The sequence below is a fragment of the Stenotrophomonas riyadhensis genome, assembly GCF_040256885.1.
Taxonomy (GTDB): Bacteria; Pseudomonadota; Gammaproteobacteria; order Xanthomonadales; family Xanthomonadaceae; genus Stenotrophomonas; species Stenotrophomonas riyadhensis.
On sequence record NZ_CP155568.1, the window covers coordinates 145,244 to 164,000 of the forward strand.

The 18,757-nt window shown below is 67.2% G+C and carries 24 protein-coding genes; 13 read left to right on the forward strand and 11 right to left on the reverse strand.

Annotated features, from left to right (window positions below):
• Nucleotides 1-3: 3 nt before the first annotated feature.
• The 3 genes from SriyCCGPB3_RS00610 to SriyCCGPB3_RS00620 form a co-directional block, all read right to left on the reverse strand.
• Nucleotides 4-1,299, reverse strand: coding sequence for a heme biosynthesis HemY N-terminal domain-containing protein (locus SriyCCGPB3_RS00610; protein ID WP_110710701.1), 1,296 nt, complete (start codon nt 1,297-1,299; stop codon nt 4-6).
• Nucleotides 1,300-1,305: 6 nt separating this feature from the next.
• Nucleotides 1,306-2,283, reverse strand: coding sequence for a uroporphyrinogen-III C-methyltransferase (locus SriyCCGPB3_RS00615; protein ID WP_110710702.1), 978 nt, complete (start codon nt 2,281-2,283; stop codon nt 1,306-1,308).
• Between the two features lie 104 nt (nt 2,284-2,387).
• The gene (locus tag SriyCCGPB3_RS00620; protein WP_350259732.1) at nt 2,388-3,197 is read right to left on the reverse strand and encodes a uroporphyrinogen-III synthase; all 810 of its coding nucleotides are present in this window, start codon (nt 3,195-3,197) and stop codon (nt 2,388-2,390) included.
• A gap of 35 nt (nt 3,198-3,232) precedes the next feature.
• Here SriyCCGPB3_RS00620 and SriyCCGPB3_RS00625 point away from each other — a divergent pair, with 35 nt between their 5' ends.
• The 5 genes from SriyCCGPB3_RS00625 to SriyCCGPB3_RS00645 all read left to right on the forward strand — a co-directional run bounded on the left by SriyCCGPB3_RS00625 (nt 3,233) and on the right by SriyCCGPB3_RS00645 (nt 6,318).
• Nucleotides 3,233-3,700, forward strand: coding sequence for a YiiD C-terminal domain-containing protein (locus SriyCCGPB3_RS00625; protein ID WP_110710704.1), 468 nt, complete (start codon nt 3,233-3,235; stop codon nt 3,698-3,700).
• Nucleotides 3,701-3,732: 32 nt separating this feature from the next.
• Nucleotides 3,733-4,158, forward strand: coding sequence for a hypothetical protein (locus SriyCCGPB3_RS00630; protein WP_110710705.1), 426 nt, complete (start codon nt 3,733-3,735; stop codon nt 4,156-4,158).
• 57 nt (nt 4,159-4,215) lie between these two features.
• Complete coding sequence (locus SriyCCGPB3_RS00635; protein WP_004153552.1) at nt 4,216-4,653, forward strand: rhodanese-like domain-containing protein; 438 nt, start codon at nt 4,216-4,218, stop codon at nt 4,651-4,653.
• Between the two features lie 100 nt (nt 4,654-4,753).
• The gene (gene secB / locus SriyCCGPB3_RS00640; RefSeq protein WP_005407596.1) at nt 4,754-5,272 is read left to right on the forward strand and encodes a protein-export chaperone SecB; all 519 of its coding nucleotides are present in this window, start codon (nt 4,754-4,756) and stop codon (nt 5,270-5,272) included.
• 20 nt (nt 5,273-5,292) lie between these two features.
• Complete coding sequence (locus SriyCCGPB3_RS00645; RefSeq protein ID WP_004134677.1) at nt 5,293-6,318, forward strand: NAD(P)H-dependent glycerol-3-phosphate dehydrogenase; 1,026 nt, start codon at nt 5,293-5,295, stop codon at nt 6,316-6,318.
• 88 nt (nt 6,319-6,406) lie between these two features.
• Here the strand turns inward: SriyCCGPB3_RS00645 and SriyCCGPB3_RS00650 are convergent, their stop codons facing one another.
• Nucleotides 6,407-6,883: a YybH family protein gene (locus SriyCCGPB3_RS00650; RefSeq protein WP_164162372.1), complete on the reverse strand. Its 477-nt coding sequence runs from the start codon at nt 6,881-6,883 to the stop codon at nt 6,407-6,409.
• Between the two features lie 113 nt (nt 6,884-6,996).
• Between SriyCCGPB3_RS00650 and SriyCCGPB3_RS00655 the strand changes: the two genes are divergently transcribed.
• Nucleotides 6,997-7,662 (forward strand): Ivy family c-type lysozyme inhibitor, encoded by a 666-nt coding sequence (locus SriyCCGPB3_RS00655; RefSeq protein ID WP_197611584.1) that lies wholly within the window; start codon nt 6,997-6,999, stop codon nt 7,660-7,662.
• Nucleotides 7,663-7,722: 60 nt separating this feature from the next.
• Here SriyCCGPB3_RS00655 and SriyCCGPB3_RS00660 read toward each other — a convergent pair whose 3' ends face one another.
• From SriyCCGPB3_RS00660 to SriyCCGPB3_RS00680, 5 genes are all read right to left on the reverse strand, one after another.
• Nucleotides 7,723-8,097 carry a hypothetical protein gene (locus SriyCCGPB3_RS00660; RefSeq protein ID WP_110710708.1) on the reverse strand — a complete coding sequence of 125 codons (375 nt, stop codon included), beginning with the start codon at nt 8,095-8,097 and terminating at the stop codon, nt 7,723-7,725.
• 480 nt (nt 8,098-8,577) lie between these two features.
• Nucleotides 8,578-8,868, reverse strand: coding sequence for a hypothetical protein (locus SriyCCGPB3_RS00665; protein WP_110710709.1), 291 nt, complete (start codon nt 8,866-8,868; stop codon nt 8,578-8,580).
• A 210-nt stretch (nt 8,869-9,078) separates the two neighbouring features.
• A complete protein-coding gene (locus tag SriyCCGPB3_RS00670) occupies nt 9,079-9,771 on the reverse strand; it encodes a hypothetical protein (protein ID WP_350259733.1) in 693 nt (230 codons plus the stop codon).
• A 157-nt stretch (nt 9,772-9,928) separates the two neighbouring features.
• Complete coding sequence (locus tag SriyCCGPB3_RS00675) at nt 9,929-10,201, reverse strand: hypothetical protein (protein WP_010487149.1); 273 nt, start codon at nt 10,199-10,201, stop codon at nt 9,929-9,931.
• A 211-nt stretch (nt 10,202-10,412) separates the two neighbouring features.
• A complete protein-coding gene (locus tag SriyCCGPB3_RS00680; protein ID WP_350259734.1) occupies nt 10,413-11,363 on the reverse strand; it encodes a DUF2268 domain-containing putative Zn-dependent protease in 951 nt (316 codons plus the stop codon).
• Between the two features lie 206 nt (nt 11,364-11,569).
• Here SriyCCGPB3_RS00680 and SriyCCGPB3_RS00685 point away from each other — a divergent pair, with 206 nt between their 5' ends.
• The 7 genes from SriyCCGPB3_RS00685 to SriyCCGPB3_RS00715 all read left to right on the forward strand — a co-directional run bounded on the left by SriyCCGPB3_RS00685 (nt 11,570) and on the right by SriyCCGPB3_RS00715 (nt 15,847).
• Nucleotides 11,570-12,145: an OmpO family porin gene (locus tag SriyCCGPB3_RS00685; protein WP_004134798.1), complete on the forward strand. Its 576-nt coding sequence runs from the start codon at nt 11,570-11,572 to the stop codon at nt 12,143-12,145.
• Between the two features lie 125 nt (nt 12,146-12,270).
• Nucleotides 12,271-13,035, forward strand: a complete 765-nt coding sequence (locus SriyCCGPB3_RS00690; protein ID WP_350259735.1) for a DUF6597 domain-containing transcriptional factor — start codon at nt 12,271-12,273, stop codon at nt 13,033-13,035.
• A 71-nt stretch (nt 13,036-13,106) separates the two neighbouring features.
• A complete protein-coding gene (locus SriyCCGPB3_RS00695; protein WP_110710713.1) occupies nt 13,107-13,475 on the forward strand; it encodes a VOC family protein in 369 nt (122 codons plus the stop codon).
• 60 nt (nt 13,476-13,535) lie between these two features.
• Nucleotides 13,536-13,862, forward strand: coding sequence for a hypothetical protein (locus SriyCCGPB3_RS00700; protein ID WP_180860422.1), 327 nt, complete (start codon nt 13,536-13,538; stop codon nt 13,860-13,862).
• Nucleotides 13,863-13,961: 99 nt separating this feature from the next.
• The gene (locus tag SriyCCGPB3_RS00705) at nt 13,962-14,282 is read left to right on the forward strand and encodes a hypothetical protein (RefSeq protein ID WP_180860425.1); all 321 of its coding nucleotides are present in this window, start codon (nt 13,962-13,964) and stop codon (nt 14,280-14,282) included.
• A gap of 91 nt (nt 14,283-14,373) precedes the next feature.
• Nucleotides 14,374-15,348 carry a Dyp-type peroxidase gene (locus SriyCCGPB3_RS00710; RefSeq protein ID WP_110710715.1) on the forward strand — a complete coding sequence of 325 codons (975 nt, stop codon included), beginning with the start codon at nt 14,374-14,376 and terminating at the stop codon, nt 15,346-15,348.
• 85 nt (nt 15,349-15,433) lie between these two features.
• Nucleotides 15,434-15,847, forward strand: coding sequence for a hypothetical protein (locus SriyCCGPB3_RS00715; protein WP_350259736.1), 414 nt, complete (start codon nt 15,434-15,436; stop codon nt 15,845-15,847).
• A 106-nt stretch (nt 15,848-15,953) separates the two neighbouring features.
• Here the strand turns inward: SriyCCGPB3_RS00715 and pnuC are convergent, their stop codons facing one another.
• Together pnuC and SriyCCGPB3_RS00725 are read right to left on the reverse strand one after the other, a co-directional pair.
• Nucleotides 15,954-16,523, reverse strand: a complete 570-nt coding sequence (gene pnuC / locus SriyCCGPB3_RS00720; RefSeq protein WP_164162367.1) for a nicotinamide riboside transporter PnuC — start codon at nt 16,521-16,523, stop codon at nt 15,954-15,956.
• Nucleotides 16,524-16,531: 8 nt separating this feature from the next.
• Complete coding sequence (locus SriyCCGPB3_RS00725; protein WP_350259737.1) at nt 16,532-18,721, reverse strand: TonB-dependent receptor; 2,190 nt, start codon at nt 18,719-18,721, stop codon at nt 16,532-16,534.
• Nucleotides 18,722-18,757 lie beyond the last annotated feature (36 nt).

Below are 18,757 nucleotides of genomic sequence, written 5' to 3' on the forward strand. Positions count from 1 at the left end.
GCTTCACGGCAACCGTGGATTGCCGAATTCATCGCGCTCTTCGTTGGCGTCATACACCGGCGGCTGCACCGTAACCGGCTGCTCCTCCACCGTGGCACGCAGCGGCGCTTCAGTGCCGCGCACCAGCTCCACGCTGTCCTCGCCGCGCTGCAGGCGCAGCGCATTGGCCAGGCACTGCGCGGCAAGCGCATGATCGCCACGCTGCGCAAACAGTTCACCCAGCGCTTCCCATGCCGGTGCACCCGCGCCCGCGGCAATGGCTTCGTGCAGGAACGCATCGGCGGCATCCCACTGCTGCTGGCCCAGTGCCACGCGGCCTTGTGCCAGGCGCAGCGCGGCCGAGCTGTCGTGCACGTTGCGCCAGCGCGCCAGGTTGGCTTGGCGCGTCGCCAGGCGCTCGGCGGGCAGACGGCCATACAAGGCCACCAGCTCATCGTCCCAGCGCTGGTCCAGAGCGTGTTCCAGTGCCAGCAGCGCCGGCTCATCCCAGTTCAGGGCCACCGCACGGCTGGCATACGCACCCACCACGTCCGGGGTCGGTCGCAGTGCCTTCGGCGTGGCTTCCCATTGCGCGGCCAGCGCATTGACGTCGGCTGCTTCCAGCAGCGCCTGTGCGGCCAGGCGTGCTTCCAGTTCGCTGTTGGCGTCGGCCGGCAGCACCTTGCTCTGGCGCAGTGCACCCAGCTGGCCATAGGCCTCGTGGGCGCGGCCGGCCTGTGCCAGCGCTTCGGTACGCAGCCACAGGCCGCGCGGCGGCAGCGGCTGGATCGCGGCTACGTCCAGCGCGTTGATCGCATCCACCGGCAGATCGCGCGCCAGCAGCTGTTCTGCACGCAGCAGCGCCTGCAGGGTGGCATCGCTCTCGCCCAGGCGCTGCAGCAGCGCCTCGCCAGCGGGGCCATCGGCACGTGCCTGCGCACTGCGCACGGCATTGGCCAGCGCCACCGCGCTCACTTCCGGATCCTTGGCGGCGCCGTCCAGCAGCTTCTCCGCACGCTGCCACTGGCCATGCTCATAGGCCTGCAGGCCGTCGATCAGGCGCACCCGGCCCTGCTTGCGGCGGTAGCGGCCCCAGGCACGGAACGGTGCGGCGATCAGGCTCCACAGCAGCCACAGCACCAGCACCGCGATCACCGACAGCAGCGCCACCTTGGGCAGGTTGCTGTGGTAGTCGTAGCCGCCGTAGCGCAGGGTCACTTCGCCGAAGCGGTTGAGGTCATCGGCGCCGAGCCATTGCGCGGCCACCACGCCGATGGCCACGGCCAGCAACAGCACGACCAGGGATTGCAGGGGTTTCATGCGGGATTACCTCCGGTCGGTCTGGGTGCGCAGTTGCTGCAGGGTGCTGCCAAGAATGCTGTTGCTGGCCTGCAGCGGAAGCTCGCGCAAGGCCTTCAGTTCAGCACGTTGCGCGCGCAGGGCCGGTGAATCCGGCCAGCGCCGCTGCGCCCAGTGCTCCACGCGTTCCAGTGCGGTATCGCGGCCGGTGCGGTCGCCGCGTTCGATCGCGGCGCGCGCCAGGGTCAGTTCCAGCTGCAGCGCGTCGTCGGCGTTGCGGCGTTCGGCGGCGGTCAGCGGGCCATTCTGGCGGCTCGGGGTGATGTCCACGAACGGTGCCAGCGTGGACTGCCACCACGGTCTGGCGGTGTTGGTCGCAGCGCTGCCGCTCACCTGCGAGGGCAGGCCCTGCAAGGCCTTGGCCAGCGCATCCAACCGCTGCAGCGATTGCACGCGCGGGCCGGTGCCCAGCGCATCCAGTGCATCGCGTTCCTGTACCAGTGCCTGGCGCAGGTTCAGGCCGTCGCTGTCAGGCAGATCGGCCAGTGCGGTGGCGGCCTGTGCATACAGGCGGCGCGCGCCTTCCACGTCATCGGCGTAGTTCAAGCGCTGCGCCGCCTGGGTCAACAGCAGTTCGGCTTCATCGCGCTGTACCGCCTGGCGGCCCTGGTTGGCGCTGTCGGCCAGCTTGGCCAGGTTCTCTTCCAGCAATGCACTGCGCTGGGAAAGGCCCAGCATCTCGTCGCGCAGCACGCGGTTGGTGGCGGCTGCGTCCTGCAGGCGCTGGCTGCTGGCGCGCTGGTCGCGGCGCAGCGCGTCCAGCGTGGCCTCCAGGCCCTGCAGCTGCACGGCGGTGGTCTGTGCCTGCGCCGCCTGTTCGCTCTGTTGCTGCTGCCAGACGTACCAGCCGGCATAGCCGCCCACGCCAAGCACGACCACACCGGCCAGCGGCAGCAGCCAGCGCACGGGTCGACGGGGCGGGGAAACGGGCGGAGTGTCGTTCATCGGGCTTCCTTGTCGGCAACGTCGCCGGTCGAGGGCCGGCAGGCCGCGTTGTGCACAGCATCACTGTTGCCGACGGCAGCGGCAAGCGTGACCCACGTCCCTGTTCAGGTCGCTGCCGGGACGGTGAGCGTGGCGTGTGCAGCTGCCACCAGCTGCGCGGTGGTGGGGCCGGCCGCGCGCACAACGTGCTGCAGGCCCAGTGCCCGGGCCTGTTCGCCGAGGCGATCACTGGCCACCACCGCAGTCGCGCGCGCCTGCAATCGCTGCCGCAATGCGGGCGGAAGCTGCTGCCAGAAATGCTGCAGCGCTTCGCCACTGCTCACCGCCAGTACCCACGGCTGCGCGGAATGCGCCAATCGAGCCAGCGTGCGGGGCGGCAGGCGCAGCAGGCGGCGCTGGTAGACGTCGGCGCGTTCGATCGTGGCGCCCGCCGCCTGCAGCTGCGCGGCAATCAGTCCGCGGCCACCGGGGGCGGTGACCAGGCCGATCCGCAGGCCCTGCACGTGCGCCAGTACCGGCAGCGCCAGCAGGCCTTCGCTGTCCATCCGCTGCGGTGCGTGCACATCGGTGATGCCGTGCGCCTGCAATGCGCGCGCGGTGCCTTCGCCCACGGTCAGCCACGGGCTGCGCTGCGCCTCGGCCAGCGGCAGCAGGGAAGCGGCCGCGACAACGGCGGCCGGGCTGGTGAACACCACCCGATCGCAGTTCAGCGCGCGTTGCAGCTGGCGCACCACTGGCGTGCCGTGCAGGCGCTGCAACCGCCACGGTGAAAGCGCCAGTACATGCCCGCCCAGCCCAGCAACGGCGCGGCGCAGCGCCACATGCTGGCCCTGAGGACGCAGTGAAACGAGGGTCCAGCCCGCGTCGGAACCGGCGGCGCCAGTGGGTATCGTATGGTCGGCCATTGCCTGCATTATGCGGGCCCTTCGTTGTCGTGGTCGCTGCTCCAATGCCCGTTGATGCCCTGACTTCCTCGTTGGCCGCCCTGCAGGACGTGCTGGACTGCATGCCGGCGGTCCGCGCCATGCAGATCCAGCTCGACGGCTATGCAGATGGCGTGCTGCGCATCACCGCGCCGCTGGCCGCCAACGTCAACGACAAGGGCAACGCCTTCGGCGGCAGCCTGGCCTCGGTGCTGACCCTGTCCGGCTGGGCGCTGGTCAGCCTGCGCCTGCGTCTGGCCGGCCACGACGCCGAGGTCTACGTGGCCGACAGCAACCTGCGCTATCTGGCACCGGTCTACGAAGACCTGCACGCCCACGCCGAGGCGGCCGAAGCCACCGGCTGGGATGCCTTCCTGAATACCTTCCGCCAGCGCCGCAAGGCCCGTATCAGCATCATCGCCACCCAGCCCGGTGCCGATGGCAAGCCCGCCGCCGAGTTCAGCGGTCGCTTCGTTGCCTTCGCCAAAGGGTAGGATGGCAGGCTGACGTTCTGGGGAATCCACCGATGCGCCGCCTGATCCAGTTCCTGATCTGTTCCCTGCTGCTGGCCAGCGCCGTGGCCTCGGCCGACGACCTCAGCCGCAAGCAGCGCAAGCTGCTGGAAGAGACCCAGATCGCCTACGGGGCGACCATCCGCTGGGGCAGCATGGACGATGCCATCGGCTACCTCGACCCGAAGCTGCGCAAGGAAAAGCCGCCCACCGAGTTCGAGCTCAACCGCTACGCGCAGCTGCGCGTGTCGTCCTACCGCGAGCGCAGCAGCGCCTCGCTGGACGGGGGCCAGGTCGAGCGCCGGGTCGAAATCGGGGTGATCAACCAGAACACCCAGGCCGAACGCACCGTGGTGGTGGTCGAGCGCTGGCGCTGGGACCCGGAGGCCAAGCGCTGGTGGCAGACCGCTGGCCTGCCGGACCTGTGGAAGGGGCAGTGACGGGCCGCGTCCGGCTTGTGCGACAATCGGCGCCCGCTTAATCGACCCGTGACCTGAGTGAATTACGAAGAGTTGCTGGCCTTTGCAGGCCGAAACCCGATGCTGTCCGCGGCCCTGGTCGGCCTGACCGTGGCCATCATCGTCACCGAGATCCGCCGCCTGTTCCGGGGCTTCAAGGGCATAAAGCCCGCCGAACTGACCCAGCTGATGAACGCGGGCGGCACGGTGGTGGTCGACCTGTCGGCCAGCGGTGACTTCGAGAAGGGCCACATCGCCGGCAGCCGCAACGCCCAGGCCAGTGCCTTCGGCCCGGACAACAAGCTGGTGGCCAATGCCAAGCAGTCGCCGGTGGTGCTGGTGTGCCGCAGCGGCAACGCCTCGGAAACCGCCGCCAAGGCGCTGAAGAAGGCCGGCTTCGAGAAGGTCTACGTGCTCGACGGCGGCATTCCCGCCTGGCAGCAGGCCGAGCTGCCGCTGGTCAAGGGCCGCAACTGATTGCCGCAGGTGGCGGATCCGGCCTTGTATGGGCCTGATCCCGCCCCCATCGCAGTAGTTCGACCATCGTTTTCATTGCATTCACCTGGAGTTACTGGAAATGTCCGAAGAGATCACCAACGGCGCCGCTGCGCCGGTCGATGCCGCCACCGGCCCTGCTTTCACCGTCGAGAAGATCTACGTCAAGGACGTCTCCTTCGAGTCGCCGAACGCTCCGACCATCTTCAATGACCAGGTGCAGCCGGAACTGCAGCTCAACCTGAACCAGCAGGTGCAGCGCCTGGGCGAGAACGCCTTCGAAGTCGTGCTGGCCGTGACCCTGACCTGCCAGGCCGGTGAGCGCACCGCCTACGTGGCCGAAGTGAAGCAGGCCGGCGTGTTCGGCCTGGTCGGCCTGGACCCGCAGTCGATCGACGTGCTGCTCGGCACCCAGTGCCCGAACATCCTGTTCCCGTACGTGCGCCAGCTGATCAGCGACCTGATCCAGGCCGGCGGCTTCCCGCCGTTCTTCCTGCAGCCGATCAACTTCGAAGGCCTGTACGCAGAAACCCTGCGCCAGCGCCAGGAGCAGGGCGACGCACCGTCGCTGGCTGACTCCGAGCCGGCTGGCAACGCCTGATTCCTGCCGCGACGTCACGGATGAGCACTACCGCTGACAAGATCGCCGTGCTGGGCGCCGGTTCCTGGGGAACCGCGCTGGCCAGCCTGCTCGCACGGCACGGTCACCCGACCGTGCTGTGGGGGCGCGACGCTGCCATGGTCGAGGCCATCGACCAGCGCCACGAGAACCCGCGCTACCTGCCGGGCATCCCGCTGCCGGACAGCCTGCGTGCCACCACCGACCTGGCGTCGGCGGTGGAAGGCGCGGCCTGGATCCTGGTGGTGACCCCGTCGCACGCGTTCGGTGAAACCGTGCGCGCGCTGGCGCCGCTGCGCCCGGCCGGTGCCGGCGTGGCCTGGGCCACCAAGGGCTTCGAACCCGGTTCGGGCCGCTTCCTGCATGAAGTGGCGCGCGAAGTGCTGGGCGAGGACGTGCCGCTGGCCGTCGTCACCGGGCCGTCGTTCGCCAAGGAAGTGACCCAGGGCCTGCCGACCGCGATCACCGTGCACGGCGACGTGCCCGAGTTCGCGCAGACGGTGGCCGAGGCGATGCATGGCCCGGCGTTCCGCGCCTACACCGGCGACGACATGGTCGGTGCCGAGCTGGGCGGCGCGATGAAGAACGTGCTGGCCGTGGCTACCGGCGTGGCCGATGGCATGCAGCTGGGCCTCAACGCCCGTGCCGGCCTGATCACCCGTGGCCTCAACGAGATGCTGCGCCTGGCCGCTGCCATCGGTGCCAAGCCGGAAACGCTGATGGGCCTGGCCGGCCTGGGCGACCTGGTGCTGACCTGCACCGGTGACCTGTCGCGCAACCGCCGCCTGGGCCTGGCCCTGGGCCGTGGCCAGACGCTGCAGGACGCCGTGCGCGAAATCGGCCAGGTGGTCGAGTCGGTGCAGACCGCCGACGAAGTGATGCGACAGGCGCGCCGCCATGGCATCGACCTGCCGATCTCCGACCGCGTGCGTGCCGTGCTGCACGGCGAGCAGACACCTGAAGAAGGCCTGCGCGCATTGCTGGCGCGGGAACAGAAGCCGGAATATCCGGACACGCTGTTCAAGTGAATCGAAAAACCCCGGCCACGTGCCGGGGTTTTTTCTGCGCGATCCATCCACGCATGGCGTGGATCTACCTCGGAACCTGCGGCGTCCATCACCGCGCCCGCGGCGGCGCGTTGCCGTTGTCCATGTCCGAGAAGATCAACCAGGGTCCATCGCCCACGCGCTTCAGCGTCAGCGTGAACTTGCCGATGTCTCCTACGGTGTTGCCATAGGTGTAGGCACCGATGATGTAGCCGACGTTCCCCTCCACCGAGTACGCCAGCGCACGCAGCCGCAACGGGCTGCCGCCCTGGCCGGCATAAGCGGCTTCGATCGCACTGCGTCCACGCACCGGCGGCTGGTTGCTCTGCAGGATGAAAGCATCTTCGGCGAACAGTGCTGCCAGCGCCCTGGCATCGCCCGTGCGCCACGCCTGCTCGTAGTCGCGCAGTACGCGGTCCAGCGGCGCGGGCAGGGCTGCACCCGGGAGGGGCTGTGCAGGCTTCGCGCCTTCAGCATCGTGGGCGATGGCCGGCGATGCCAGCAGCAGGGCACTGCAGAAGATCACGGCGAGTCGTGTGCGGCGCATGCATCCAAGCCCTGACGATGAGGGGAAGTGGCGAACCATCCTAGCGCGCCGCTGGTTAGAATCACGCAGCCGCCCGCGTGGCGCCGGCACCGCAGATCAGACAAGGACACGGAATGAAGATTCGAATCACAGGGATGGCACTGACGGTCGCACTGCTGGCCGCCTGCGGACAGGCACCGGCACCCGATGCAGCACCCGCCGCACCGGCACCGGCCACAGAAGCACCTGCGGCCACGGCAACGGTGGTCGAGAAGGCGCCGTCCATCGAAGACGGCGTGGACCCTTCGGTGTGGGACAACGAAGGCGAACCGGAAGACCCGAGCGCCGGCGGCGAACTCACCTGCGCGGACAACCCGCTGGCGACGCATTTCTTCACCCTGGTGGGCGGCAATACCGTGGACGACTGCGGCCGCAAGGACCCGAAAGTGCTGGCCGCGTTCAACGCCCTGATGAAGAACACGGCGGCGGCCGAATCCGCCGACAAAGAGATTCCGTCGCTGCGCGAACGCCTGTTGAGCGGGCCCAGCGGGCCTGGCGAACTGGTGGTGCTGCAGGGCGAGCCGTGGTGGTTCTATACCGCCTGCCAGGCCCACGACTGTCCCGGCACCGCGCTGGCGATGCTGTATTCGCCCGATCAGTCGAAGATGGTCGGCCGTCTTACCGCGCGCTGCCGTGTGTGGTGGCTGGGTGAGCCGACCGCGGAACAACGTGAGCAGATCGAACAACGCCGGCCACTGCAGGATGCCGCGTTGAAGGAAGACAGCGCGCTCTGCGAGTGATGTGGCGCCCGCTGCAGCGCCGGGCCATGCCCGGCGCAACAGCAGGCGATGTTCCCGGTATCACCCTTCCGGCCGCATCCGCATGCCGATCTGCGCGTTCAACGCCAGCGAGGCCATGGCCAGCCCTTCCAGTACGCGGTCACCCACGTATTCGCTCTCCGCGCCGTTCTGCCGAACACGCTCGGCGGCCAGCAGCAGTTCCAACGTTACGCGCTGGCCCGCCACGGCACAGTCCGCATCCCCCATCGCCATGCGCCGGCCGGGCATCTGATGACGTTCGGGCCAGGGCTGGCCATCGGCGGCAGCTCCTTTGCCGATGCGATGGAGCGTGGCGACGAAGGCGTTCGGATCGGCCGCAGGTGCCTGGTCTGACGGCTCACCGGCATTGGCGGGCGAGTGATGTGGATGCAGGCGAGGGAAGTCCGGTGTGGTCATGGCAATGCTCCGTGCAGGACAGACGGTAGCCGCCACGCAAAGGTGGCGGGCGGAGACGTGGCTCGAAAACCGGGAGATCACGAACAAGACCGGCAGGCGCAAGGCCTCCACGCTCCGCCCGCCATAGCCGGCAGACGGAATGCCAGCCGGCGCCACGCGGGGTGACGCCGGCTGGCAAGCGCAAACAACGTTCGTGATCTAACGGGTTTTCGAGGCCCGGCCACCCATTTTCCGGCGGCCCACCATCTGTACCGCCGTCGCTGCACAACGCCAATCAGAAGAGTTGCAAACAGTTTTTGATCAAAGACGCTTTTGGCATTCTTGCATGCTGTTAAGCCGTCGCAGACGCAGGCGCCGCAACGGCCGTAGCAGCATGGGGAATATGCGACATGGGTCGAAGTTGATGACGTGGCGTAAGGGTGTCGCACCAAGCCGATGACGACAGAGCGGGGCCGAGAACGCAGTTGGACATCGACAGTGTCAGACCGCCGTCCAGTCGATGATGAGCGGCGAAGAGACCTTCCCCGCGTCGACATCAAAACACTCGGTGTAGTCACCAAAGAACAGGAATCGATTGCCGCCAGTCACGTCAAAGAGTCGGGTTCCGGCCTCGGCATACTGGGCGGGTGGCAGGGTGGTGGAAACCTGCATGGAACTGAGTCCAGCGGACTTCATCAGCCTGGCAGCATCCTCCGGCGAGATCAGCTGGGGATTGCTTGGCGTACCGTAGGACCAGCCACTGTAGCCATTGTGGACATAGTAGTGCGACATGTTTCACCGCCAGCCGGATGCCGGAACAGGGCCGAGTCGCCCGGCGATATCGGCGTGATTGAAGAGGGGACTGCCAGCCTGGTGTCTGCAATCGACCAGACGCCGGCATCAGCCAATGATGGCACCCAGCGAAGACGCGTGCCGTTGGTTCTGATCGTGCTTGGACAGGCTTGTTCGCGGAGAAACCGCGAGGCAGCATGTCAGCGTGTTCTATCTGCTCGCGCGCCGCGCGCCCTTCTCGTCTTCGCCCTTTGCATCGCCCCGGCTCTGCGCGAATTCCGGGAACGTCTTCGCGATCGAATCCTTGTCCGGCAGGATATAGAACACGCCGCCCTTCTCGAACGTGGACTGCACGATCTGCTCGTAGAACGCGGGCGAGACGTTGATGCAGCCGTGGGTGACACGGTTGTCGTCCGGCGTGGGCGTTGCCAGTCGCTCGGCGCGCTTTTCCTTCGGACTGCCCGGCGGCAGCGGGTGCATCGAGACTGCGGAATCGTAGTCCACCCACAGCACGCGCCCGGCATCGTCGGAGGGGCCGTAGCCGCCAATGAAGCGGCCGGCAGGCGTGGTGCGGTCGTGGCCGGGAATCGCGCTCAGTGCGAGCTTGGCGACGCCCGGTGCGGAATGATCGCCGATGGCCGAACCGAACAGCGCCGGCGCCGCGCCCCGCAGCTTGCCGTCTCCACCGAAGACCAGTACCTGCGCAGCCGCCTTGTCCATGATCGCGAACGGATACCCCTGGTTGTCCTTGCTGGCGACCACCCAGCCGGCCAGTTCGATCACCGTCTCGGCGACGCTCTGGTCGGGCGGAAGCTCATCGACCGCGGCAACCGGTTGCGTGGGCGCGTCCTTGTCCTTGTCCTTGGCGTTGGCTACGCCGCTGCACGCAACGGCCAGTGCCACGGCCAGTGCGGCATGGAGGGCGCGGCGTGCAGGGGAGGAGGAAGTACGAATGGGACGGCTCCTTGCAATGCAATCTTGGTCGGAAGGATGCCAGTGGCCGGCGAAGGCCACTGGCTCCCGATACAGAGGTGGATCAATTCAAACGGTGAGGGAGCGATTACCCGCGCGGCTTGCGGCCGGCAGGTGCCCTTTCAAGCTGCTGGACGCGGCCTTCGATCTGGTCCAGGCGCTGATTGGCCTGCTGTGCGGACTGGTTGGCGGACTCCGCGCTCTGCGCAGCGCCCTGTACCTTGACGTCGAGCTGATCGAGACGCGAGTTGATGGTTGCAAACTCGTTCTTGTATGAGGCGCAGGCGCCAAGGCTGACGGTGGCGATGAGCGCTACAGCAAGTGCGCGGGCCGTCTTCATGTGTTGCGGGTTCAGGTTCATTGCACTCCCTCCTTCGTCTGGGGAAGCTGGAATATAGCGGCGTTTGTTCCCGGCGCTACCAAGCGCTTTCAGCTGGAATTTGAGTACGTGGAAGCACTGTGAAGCCCGCTTCTGACCCTGCATTAACAAGCGGGATCAGGCGAGCTGATCCAGACCGGCGCAGCGCCTTGCGCCTGTTCAGAACTGCCAATTCATCAGTATGAAGCGGGTGTCACAACGTCTGCGTTTCCGTGCGTTCGCCGGCAGGACACGCGGGTTGCCATCCGCTCGCGTTGAGCAGTAACGCGGCTGTTTCGGGGCGCACGTCCAGCAACGCGATGATGGCCTTCGTCCTGTCTGGTGCGTGCGAAATGTAGTCGCGGGCAATGCGGTAGCCGATCCAATAGCCGAGGTCTCCACGGCGAGCGTCATCGCCAGGACCGTTGTACAGCCATTTCGAAAGATCGGTGCCTGCGGCCTCGTTCGCGAACTCACGCTCCAAGGCGCATTCGCGGCCCTGCGTCCAGCGCTGCAGATGCGCATTGGCCGGTTGCCCGGAGATCAGCTCGCCCACGTACTCGGCGCCGCCTTCCAGCAGGGTCTGATAGAGCAGGGTGGGCTGCTCGACTTCGACGCTCGCGCCGCGCTGTTGAACGTGCACATATTCATGGGCGATCAGGTGCACGAAGCGGTCACCCACATCGGCCTGCATCCAGTCTGCGTTGCACAGCGCTTCCAGGCCGATGACCACACCTTCTCCGGTGGTAACGCCGCCGCTGTTGCCGCGGCCCACCAGCACCGTGACCGGGGGAAAGCGTGCAGACGGCAACAGCGTGCCCAACCGATCGACGGCCGCGGTGACGCGCGTGCGGATCGTTGGCAATGCTGTCGCGCAGGTTCTCGCTTTTGCGAACAACGCGGGTTTGTCCCGGAGGGCCTGGGCAAGGCGCTCCATCGAACCGATACGGCTTCCGGTGAAGCTGCGCAGTGCATCGGTACCCGCATCCAGATAGCCCTGCTGCAGGTCGTCGGCGCTCGGGCGTCCGTGGTTGGCATCCAGCACCTGGAAAAAGCGCGTGACATCGTCTGTCTGCACGACGACGTGCCCGGCAGGAACGACGCGCTCGGTTGCCTGCACTGCGGGCAGGGCGATCGGTGAAGCGATCAGGATCAGGGCTCGCATCAAGCGTCGAGCCTTGCGCCTACACGAAGCTGACAGCAATGGCATGAGGAGTTCCCTGAACGCCAGCCTTATTTATACACCAGTCAGTTCAATATTCAGGGGCGATTAGACCCCCTAACGGATAATTCACACCTGTCGACCGCCTCCTCTCTCTCCCCCTCCCAGGGGGCGGCCGACAAAACCAAAATAATTAAAGGTGTGTCCCGATGAACAAGAATTCGCTGCTTGCCCTGGGTCTTCTGGCTGCTCTGCCGTTCGCTGCATCGGCAACCGATGGCCTGTCGTACAACTACGTTGAAGGCGGCTACGTGAACACCGATGCCAAGGGCGGCGACGCCGATGGCTGGAAGGTGAAGGGTTCCGTTGCGGTGCACCCGAACTTCCACGTCTTTGGCGACTACAGCGCGCAGGAGACCGACAAGTTCAAGAATGACGTCGACCAGTGGCGCCTGGGTGTCGGCTACAACTACGGCATCGCACCGAACACCGACCTGGTGGCCCGTGTTGCCTACCAGAAGTACGACGAGAAGCGCGGCCTTGACTTCAACGGCTACTCCACCGAAGTGGGCGTGCGCACCGCGTTCAACCCGTACGTGGAAGGCTACGTGATGGCCGGCTACGAAGATTTCAGCAAGAAGCACGGCTACAACCCGGACGGCGAGTTCTACGGCCGCGTCGGTGCCACCGCCAAGTTCAACCAGAACTGGGGCCTGAGTGGCGAAGTGAAGCTGGCCAAGGCCGGCGACCGCGAGTGGTTCGTGGGCCCGCGCTTCACCTGGTAACAAACGCCTGTCGTTAGTGCGTGTTGTGCTGGCGTGTGACTCTCTCTCTCTCTCCCACACGCCAACCGAAGCCCGGCCTCGCGCCGGGCTTCACTTTTATGGGCGCTGGGGCGCCACAATGCGGCATGGGCGATCCTTCTTCCCTCGCAGGTACTGGCACGACCTACCAGGAGCATCCGGCGCCTGCGCCGTTGCGTGGTCACTTCGGCCAGCTGTGGCAGAGCCAGCTTCCTGAAGATGCCGATGGGCACATCACCGTATTGCCCGATGGCTGCGTGGACATCCTGTGGCGCGACGGTGCGCTGTTCGTGGTCGGTCCGGACCGGGTGGCTGCACATCCGGCACTGGCACCCGGTGCGCAGGTACTGGGTGCACGCTTCCGTCCGGGGCAGGCGTTGGCTGCATTGGGCCTGCCGATGGCCGAGATCATCGGCCAGGCGGTACCGCTGGCTGATCTGAAGGGGCGATGGGCGGTAGAGGCTGCGGCCTCCATCGGCGACACCGCGCCTGCGCAGCGCCTGCAGCGGATGGCGCAATGCCTGCAGCTGCGCATGGGTGCGGCCGCGCTGGATACTCCGGCGCAGCGCGCACACGCTTTGTTCCAGGCGCTCGCCCGTGGGAACGTCACGCTGGATGATATGGCGGCACATCTGAGCCTGAGCCCGCGCAGCCTGCGGCGCTTCAGCCAGTCGCAGTTCGGCTACGGGGTGAAGACGCTGGAGCGTATCCTGCGCCTGCAACGTTTCCTGCGTCATAGCCGCGCACTACCGCAGCACTCGTTGGCGATGCTGGCCGTCGAGGCCGGCTATGCCGACCAGGCCCATCTCAGCCGCGAGGCGCGCGAGCTTGCCAGCATGACCGCACGGCAGCTGCGCCTGGAATGGGGCTGATGATGGCCGTTTCGTTCAAGACCGCCGTGCCGCGCTGACCGAAGCTGGGGTTCCAACCACGGAGCCACGCCATGAGCCATGCAGCCGCCCACGATGCCGAACGCCGCATCGACAACATCGAATTCAACGTTGCCGACATCGCCCGCAGCAAACGTTTCTACGGCGAGGTGTTCGGCTGGCACTTCACCGACTACGGTCCGGCCTACACCGAGTTCGACGACGGCCGCCTGAAAGGTGGTTTCGTTTCCGACGCACCGGTGCGCGCGCACGGCGGTCCACTGGTGATCCTGTACTGCGCGGACCTGGCCGATGCACAGCAGCGTGTAGTCGCTGCCGGTGGCGAAGTCGTACAGGCGGTGTTCGCGTTCCCCGGTGGCCGCCGCTTCCACTTCCACGATCTGGATGGCTACGAGCTGGCGGTCTGGAGTGATGTCGGTTGAAACGTGCCGGGGCACGTCGCGGACCGGGCATACTGGGCCGAGTCCGGAAGAGTACACCGCATGCTGATCCCCATTCCCGCGTATGTGCAGCAGGCCGACGGCAGCACCGTGCAGGTGGTGGTGCTGGACGCAGGCGTGCTCGTGGCGCTGCATACCCTTGGCTTCCAGGGGCAGGCACCCACCTTGCGTGCTGAAGTGGGCGACGACATCGGCAAAGCTCGTCTGTTCGCTGGCCTGCGCGATCTCGGCGTAGCGTTCTCGGCCGGCCGTGAATGGTGCCCGGCGGAGGTGTTTGCCTGGCTTCGCGACCGCGGCCTGCTTGAAGGGCCGTGCCTGCGCATCGCCTGGACCGGTCCGCAGCAGTACTACGTCTGCAGCGACCCGTGATGCGTCCTGGCGGATACGGCCCAGGCGGACCGGCTTGCGATACGCCTCCGGCAGCGTGGCCTTGTACTGTGCCAGCGGTTGCAGCCCCTAGGTCCTGCTGTGTTCGCCGCCGTCGGGAAAGTACCCGCCGCGCTGCAGCAGATCACCGGACTGTCGCGCACATCCGCTGAAATCATCGGCGCCATAGCGATCGAGCGCGGTGAAGAACGGATCGCTCGGCAGCGACAGGCCCGTGAAGGGGTGCTCAACACCAGTGCGAGGGCACGGTTGTGGCAGATGCGATACAGCCACCGCATCGATGCATGGGACATCGGCGTCTGCCTTCGTGAAGTGCATGGACCGATGCTGCAGGCCTCGTGGACGCAGGCTGGCAGCGTCATGGCGCTGTCTCAAGCGCAAGCGGCATCGACCGCGTACTGAGAACCGCTCCGTCGCCGGTCAGGGGCTTCGGCTATGATCGCCGGCACATCGCCCTGCGCGATGCGCCCGCCTCAAGCCAGCAGGAACCGCCGTGAACTCCCAGCCCGCACCGATCACCGCCCTCAACCACACGCTCGACAACGAGCCGCAGCAGATCACCGCACCGCTGACCCATTCGGCCGCGTTCCTGGTGCTGAAGGTGAAGGATGACGAGGCGTCGATCGCCAAGGCGCGCGAGGTGCTGGCCAGCACCGACGACCTGATCAAGAACACCGCCATCCGCGAGATTGAACGCACCTTCACCTGCAACGTGGCCATCGGCCACCGCGTGTGGCAGCCGTTGGTAGGCACCACGCCGCCGCGTGAACTGAAGCCGTTCCGCGAGATCAAGGGTGCCACCCATACCGCCGTCTCCACGCCGGGCGACCTGCTGTACCACATCCGTGCGCGCACCATGGATCTGATCGTGGCGTTCGAGCGCAACCTGCTGATGGCCTTCGGCGATGCAGTGGAAACGGTGGATGACGTGGCCGGCTTCCGCTACTTCGATGGCCGTGACCTGCTTGATTTCGTCGACGGCACCGCCAACCCGGAAGGGCTGTCACTGCCGGAAGCCACCATCGTTGGTGACGAGGACCCGGACCACGCGGGTGGCAGTTACGTGGTGGTGCAGAAGTACCTGCACAACCTCGATGCCTGGCGCGCACAGAAGACCGAGGCGCAGGAGGCGATCATCGGCCGCACCAAGCACGACAACATCGAGCTGGACGATGCGCCGGCGGATGCGCAGAAGTCGCACAAGACGCTGTGCACCATCGAGGACGCCGACGGCGAGCACGAGATCCTGCGTGACAACATGCCGTTCGCCAATCCGGGCCGCGGCGAGTACGGCACCTACTTCATCGGCTACACCCGTCGGCTGTGGGTGATCGAGACGATGCTCGAGCGCATGTTCATCGGTAATCCTGCGCCGCTGCACGACCGCATTCTCGACTTCTCCACCGCCACCACCGGCGTGACCTTCTTTGCGCCTTCGCGCAAGGTGCTGGCCGACCTGGGCGAGTAACCGCGCCGGCCATCACTGCCCGCCATCTGCCTGTCATCTGCGGCGCCGACCATGGTCCGCTGGATGGAAGCGCAGGAGACGGGCGATGACCATGGCAGGGAACAGGACCGGCGCGCGCCGCTGGTGGCGGCCATGGGCTGCGCTGTTCGGCGCGTTGGCACTGGGCAGTGCCGGTGTTTCCGCGCAGGAAGCCCCCGCGCACTGGATGGCCTATGCCGCCGCCGTGGGCGGCCAGCTGCAGCAGCGCCTGCAGCAGGAGGCGCCGCAGGCGCAGCGCGTGCTGGAATGGATGCAGGCACACCCGGACACGCCGACGCCGTTGCCGGTGAGTGTGTGGATCGCGGCGGACGGCCGCATCTCGAAACTGGAATTCGACAGCCTGGGCGATGCCCAGGTCGACGCCGATCTGCGCGCGACCCTGCAGAGCGCACCCCTGCAGGCCGCGCCACCGGCCGACATGCGCCAGCCGCTGCGGCTGGGCCTGCTGCTTACCCAGTAGAGCCGCGCCATGCGTGGATGCGCCTGGTAGATGCCGACCTTGGTCGGCACGCACGCCAACCAAGGTTGGCGACTACCGGTAAACCCCGGCCACGCATGGCATGGCTCTACTGCGTTGCCACCTGCGGCTCGCGAGCGGCCGCGCTCCACGCGCGCAGGCCGAACACGGCCAGGCCGAGGAAGAACACGTACAGTGCTGCGGTCACGTGCAGCGACTTGAACAGGTAGGCACCCACGTAGACCACGTCCACCGCGATCCACACCCACCAGCAGGCCACGTGGCGGCGCGCCTGCCACCACTGGCCGACCAGGCTCAGCGCGGTCAGCATCGCGTCCAGCCACGGCAGCGCCGCATCGGTGAAGGTGTGCATGGCCGCACCCAGCGCCACGCCGCCGCACAGGCCGATGGCCAGGTCACGCAGCAGCTTGCCGCGTGCCAGTGGCACGATGCGGACGCTGCCCTCATCGGCGGCGTGCTGCCGCCAGTTGAGCCAGCCATAGACCAGGAAGCCACCGAAGGCGACCTGCAGCAGGGTGTCCGAGTACAGCTTGGCCTCGGCGAACACCAGCCCGTACAGCGCCACCGACAGCAGGCCGACCGGCCACGCCACCAGCCGGCGCTTGGCCATCAGCCAGACGCCGAGGATGCTGCACAGCGCGGCGGTCCACTCGAGCATGACGCCGCTCACAGCGCGAACGTCACCGACAGGCGGGCCTGTCGCGGTGCGCCGGGGAACAGGTAGTAGTCACCGCCGCTGCTGCCGGTATCGCGCCAGTAGAAGCGGTTGAACACGTTGTCCACCGACAGGTTCCAGGTCACCGCGCGTTCGTGCAGGCGATGCTGGAAACGCAGGCCGGCATCGAACACCGAGTAGTCCGGTGCGCGTACGCCGCCGTCGGCGCGGGCCACGTTGGCACCGGCATAGCGCCAGCCGCCGGTCACATCCAGGCCCTGCACGAACGGGAGCGCATAGGCCACGTGCACGCTGGCGCGCACCTTCGGCACGTTCACCAGCTGATGGCCTTCATAGGCCGGGGTGCCGGTGTCGCGCGCGCGCGCCTGCAGCACGCTGGCGCTGGCCACGATCTGCAGCGCTTCGGTCAGCTGGCCGTTGGCGGTCAGCTCCAGGCCGGTGTGGGTCTGCGTGCCTTCCTCGACGAAGCTGTAGCCGACGTCGCTGCTGTCCGGCTTGGCGTACTGGTACGGCTGCGAGATGCGGAACACGGCTGCGCCCAGCGTCAGCGCCTCGACCGGCACGTACTTCACGCCCACTTCCAGCTGCCGCGACTGCACCGACGGCAGGAAGGTGTCGGCGTTGCTGGTCCAGAACGGCGCTTCCTGGCCCAGTGAAATGCCGCGCACGTAGCTGGCATAGGCATTGAGCTGGTCGGTGGCCTTCCACACCACGGCGGTCTGCGGCAGGAAGCGCGACAGGCGGCTGTGCCGCTGCGGGATGCCCCGCTTGTCGTAGGCGCGCTCGTCCAGGCGCACGAAGCGGCCACCGGCCAGCCACTGCCAGTCATCGCCGAAGCTCATCCGGTCCAGCGCGAAGAACGCGGTCTGGCGGCTGTCCAGGCGCCGTGCGGAGGGGCCGGGCATCTTCGGCGACGGCGCGAACACCGGCACCTGCGCGACGTGGATGTTGCTGGTGCCGACGTACTCGTTGACGCTCGGGCGCTTGTCCACGGTACGGCGGAAGTAGTCGGCACCGAGGGTCAGCTGGTGGCCGACGTTGCCGGTCTCGAAGCGGCCGCGCAGCTCGGCACGGGCCTGCTGGTTGCGGCGGGTGTCGTCCGGGCTGCGGTAGTCGTAGACGTCGTAGTCGCCATTGGGCGCGAAGTAGTTGCCCGGCACGCTGCCATCGGCGCATTGCGCGGCGTAGTAGCAACCGTAGGCGAAGGCGACGTTGTCATCGATCACCGAGCGGCTGTGGCCGACCGAGACGCGCGACTGCCAGGCATCGTTGAAGTCGTAGGTGTGCAGCGCGGTGATGTTGGTGCTGGCGATATCCACGGGGCGCTGCCACGGCTGGTAGCCGAGCAGGTGCTCGCGGTCGACGCCGCGCGGCAGGTCACGCGCGCCCAGCAGCTGGTAGCCGGACACCGAGCGCTGCGAGCTGGTCTGGTAGTTGGCATCCACTTCCAGCTTGCCGCGCTCGCCGATCAGCCAGTCGGCGGCCAGCGAGTAGAAGTTGCGGCGGCCATCGGCGTGCTCGACGTAGGAATTGCTGGAATCCCATGCGGCATTCAGGCGCAGGCCGAAGCGCGGGGTGATCCAGTGGCCGACATCGACGGCGACGTAGCGCGAGCCTTCCGAATCGGTGCCGAGGGTGGCGGTGCGCACTTCGGCCGGGCGCTTGCCGATGTAGTTGATGATGCCGCCCGGCGCCATCACGCCTGCCGCCAGGCCGGCTTCACCCTTGAGGATCTCCACCGACTGCACGTTCTCTAGCGCCAGGCGCTGTTCGCCGGCGATGGACAGCCCGTTGAAGCGGTAGCCGGTGGCGGCGTCCAGCGCGAAGCCGCGGATGGCGATGTTCTGGTAGTAGCCCACCGGTGCATAGGCATCACCCAGCGAGGCATCGTTGCTGGCCAGCTCGGACAGCGAACGCACCTGGCGGCGGTCGAGGTAATCGCGCTCGAGCACGTTCACCGAGGCCGGCGTGTCCTTCCAGCTTCCACCACCGAAGGCGTTCACGCGTGAGGTATCGGCCTTCGGTTTGCCGGCCTGCACGCGCACCGCCGCCAGTTCGGTGGGCGAACGATCGGCGCCGGTGGCAGCCGCATCGGGAGCAGCGTCGGCCTCGCTGGCATGCAGCGGCAGCGCGGCGCAGAGGGCGAGGGAGAGCAGGGTGGGGCGCAGGCAGCGGTTCATTCGGTTCGTCTTCGGACAACAAGGGAGACGAAGCGA

Bases quoted from the DNA above. Each gene is read 5' to 3' on its own strand.
- SriyCCGPB3_RS00645 (WP_004134677.1), top strand. From the start codon at position 5,293: ATGAGCACTACCGCTGACAAGATCGCCGTGCTGGGCGCCGGTTCCTGG.
- SriyCCGPB3_RS00665 (WP_110710709.1), bottom strand. From the start codon at position 8,868: ATGTCGCACTACTATGTCCACAATGGCTACAGTGGCTGGTCCTACGGT.
- SriyCCGPB3_RS00725 (WP_350259737.1), bottom strand. From the start codon at position 18,721: ATGAACCGCTGCCTGCGCCCCACCCTGCTCTCCCTCGCCCTCTGCGCC.
- pnuC (WP_164162367.1), bottom strand. From the start codon at position 16,523: ATGCTCGAGTGGACCGCCGCGCTGTGCAGCATCCTCGGCGTCTGGCTG.
- SriyCCGPB3_RS00610 (WP_110710701.1), bottom strand. From the start codon at position 1,299: ATGAAACCCCTGCAATCCCTGGTCGTGCTGTTGCTGGCCGTGGCCATC.
- SriyCCGPB3_RS00715 (WP_350259736.1), top strand. From the start codon at position 15,434: ATGACCATGGCAGGGAACAGGACCGGCGCGCGCCGCTGGTGGCGGCCA.
- SriyCCGPB3_RS00675 (WP_010487149.1), bottom strand. From the start codon at position 10,201: ATGAACCTGAACCCGCAACACATGAAGACGGCCCGCGCACTTGCTGTA.
- SriyCCGPB3_RS00625 (WP_110710704.1), top strand. From the start codon at position 3,233: ATGCCCGTTGATGCCCTGACTTCCTCGTTGGCCGCCCTGCAGGACGTG.
- SriyCCGPB3_RS00680 (WP_350259734.1), bottom strand. From the start codon at position 11,363: ATGCGAGCCCTGATCCTGATCGCTTCACCGATCGCCCTGCCCGCAGTG.
- SriyCCGPB3_RS00620 (WP_350259732.1), bottom strand. From the start codon at position 3,197: ATGCAGGCAATGGCCGACCATACGATACCCACTGGCGCCGCCGGTTCC.
- secB (WP_005407596.1), top strand. From the start codon at position 4,754: ATGTCCGAAGAGATCACCAACGGCGCCGCTGCGCCGGTCGATGCCGCC.
- SriyCCGPB3_RS00690 (WP_350259735.1), top strand. From the start codon at position 12,271: ATGGGCGATCCTTCTTCCCTCGCAGGTACTGGCACGACCTACCAGGAG.
- SriyCCGPB3_RS00695 (WP_110710713.1), top strand. From the start codon at position 13,107: ATGAGCCATGCAGCCGCCCACGATGCCGAACGCCGCATCGACAACATC.
- SriyCCGPB3_RS00700 (WP_180860422.1), top strand. From the start codon at position 13,536: ATGCTGATCCCCATTCCCGCGTATGTGCAGCAGGCCGACGGCAGCACC.
- SriyCCGPB3_RS00615 (WP_110710702.1), bottom strand. From the start codon at position 2,283: ATGAACGACACTCCGCCCGTTTCCCCGCCCCGTCGACCCGTGCGCTGG.
- SriyCCGPB3_RS00655 (WP_197611584.1), top strand. From the start codon at position 6,997: ATGAAGATTCGAATCACAGGGATGGCACTGACGGTCGCACTGCTGGCC.
- SriyCCGPB3_RS00630 (WP_110710705.1), top strand. From the start codon at position 3,733: ATGCGCCGCCTGATCCAGTTCCTGATCTGTTCCCTGCTGCTGGCCAGC.
- SriyCCGPB3_RS00660 (WP_110710708.1), bottom strand. From the start codon at position 8,097: ATGACCACACCGGACTTCCCTCGCCTGCATCCACATCACTCGCCCGCC.
- SriyCCGPB3_RS00685 (WP_004134798.1), top strand. From the start codon at position 11,570: ATGAACAAGAATTCGCTGCTTGCCCTGGGTCTTCTGGCTGCTCTGCCG.
- SriyCCGPB3_RS00650 (WP_164162372.1), bottom strand. From the start codon at position 6,883: ATGCGCCGCACACGACTCGCCGTGATCTTCTGCAGTGCCCTGCTGCTG.